This is a genomic window from Nostoc flagelliforme FACHB-838 (genome assembly GCF_014698065.1).
In the GTDB taxonomy this organism is placed as follows: domain Bacteria; phylum Cyanobacteriota; class Cyanobacteriia; order Cyanobacteriales; family Nostocaceae; genus Nostoc; species Nostoc flagelliforme_B.
The window spans coordinates 1-1,749 of sequence record NZ_JACJSI010000697.1; the positions used below are offsets into that span (position 1 = coordinate 1).

A 1,749-nucleotide genomic window follows, 5' to 3' on the forward strand; every position below is an offset into this window, starting at 1 on the left:
CATCCGCCAATTCCTAAGTGCAACTCACGACTCACGTCAGGTGGTTGTAGACAGCCACGCCCGTTACTTTGGTGCAGCGTTGAACGATCAGCTTGTTCCGCAGGGCAACTCGCTCATCGGCTCGACCCGTTTCCAGGACTGGCTCAACCGCTCTATCGCTTAAAGATCAGCAATGAGAATTCAATGTTGACATCGGTTGAGTTGAGGGCACAAAGCCCAACATCCCGCAACTGCTGAGTTTTGCAACGCTCAACTCAACCGACACCTGTCTGATTCGCTATCGACTTGATTCAGCATGAGAGCACATCGAACGGATTTTTGTTCACCAATTCGTGTTCACGTTTGTATCCACGCAAAGAAAATCCAAATGTTTACTAGATTTCTTCACGGATTTGCATTCGCAGCACTCTCTATATTCGCAGCTTTTTCCGTATTCACAGCACTCCCCGTATTCCCAGCTTCAGCCGATGTGTTGGGTGAAAAGGTAACGTTGGTCTTCGATCGTGCTCTTCCCAATGTGCCCGGCAAGAGCATGAAAGTCCAGCTGGTCGAATATGCGCCAGGTGTCTCATCGATCCCTCACACCCATCCAGACTCGGCTTTCATTTATGCAACAGTCCTGGAAGGTGCGATTCGTAGCAAAATCAATGATAATCCGGTGCAGGTGTATCACGCTGGTGAGAACTTTTTTGAATTACCTGGCGATCATCATCGTGTCAGCGCCAATGCCAGTGATACTGAACCCGCACGCCTGCTAGCAGTGCTTATCGCCAATACCAATGAACAGAACCTGGTCATAAACGACAAAGAGTAAGACACGAATGGCACGCTTGTTAAGCGCAAAGCCATTGTATAGCTGGGTGAAAGGGTGTGGGGTTGCAGGTATTGGGGTATGGGGAATTAAGAGATGTTGAACTCCTTGAGGCAACCAAACTTTAATTGTTTTAAAACTACACCCCGCACCCCACGCCCCATACCCAAAAGCCCTATAAATAATAGGTTTGCCGTTATCTTAGTGCCATTCGGGTATAGGTCATCTACAGTGCGTTCAAGCAATAACGACTAGAAACAGACTACTAGCAACAGCTTGCGAGCACAAACCCATAACTAGTAGCAACGCTAATAAAGTGGCATGGGTGGAAATATCTACAACAACATGAAATCAACACGCTAATAAAAACCAGAATAACCGCCACTCAAAACCTTGAGACAACAAATCATCCCCCAATACCTTTGCCACTCTTGTAGTTCATCGCTCTGGGTTTCCTCTTGCCTATAGGGACTACTTTCGATTGCTTGGGTGCTTGTGGCGGACGGCATTGCTCACAGTAGAGCGGTCGCACACCAAAGGTTTCTCGTTGTGTGGGTTGTTCGCATTGCTTACACACGAAGTTAAAAACGCGAGTATGAATTTCCCGCTTGTGCGCTCTGACGGTGTACTCTCGGACATCGATTGTTTTGCTGGACATTGATCAGTTTTTTAAGTTGCTATTTATAAATATAGTTTCTTGTTTTTGACTAATAGTATAGCCAGAGCATCATCTTCATGATTAAAACAAGGATAATTGCCCTGGGGAAATATTACCTTTACGTCCGCGATGATACTAGAGCGGGAAATCAATCTAATTAATTAAGATACTCCTTAATATCACTTTTTTGACGGCGAAGAATAGAGAGCGCTTTATGCTCAAGCTGACGGATTCGTTCTCGACTCAAGTTTAAGCGATCGCCAACTTGAGTTAAGCTCAG

General features: G+C 45.9%; 3 protein-coding genes. 1 reads left to right on the forward strand and 2 read right to left on the reverse strand.

From position 1 onward, the window contains the following. The first annotated feature begins 367 nt into the window (after positions 1-367). Positions 368-814, forward strand: a complete 447-nt coding sequence (locus H6G97_RS50845) for a cupin domain-containing protein (protein ID WP_190947748.1) — start codon at positions 368-370, stop codon at positions 812-814. A gap of 403 nt (positions 815-1,217) precedes the next feature. Here H6G97_RS50845 and H6G97_RS50850 read toward each other — a convergent pair whose 3' ends face one another. Next, positions 1,218-1,469 (reverse strand): hypothetical protein, encoded by a 252-nt coding sequence (locus H6G97_RS50850; RefSeq protein ID WP_190947749.1) that lies wholly within the window; start codon positions 1,467-1,469, stop codon positions 1,218-1,220. A 157-nt stretch (positions 1,470-1,626) separates the two neighbouring features. Beyond that, positions 1,627-1,749, reverse strand: a 123-nt coding sequence (locus H6G97_RS50855; protein ID WP_277883324.1) for a sigma factor-like helix-turn-helix DNA-binding protein, incomplete at its 5' end; no start/stop codon positions are given.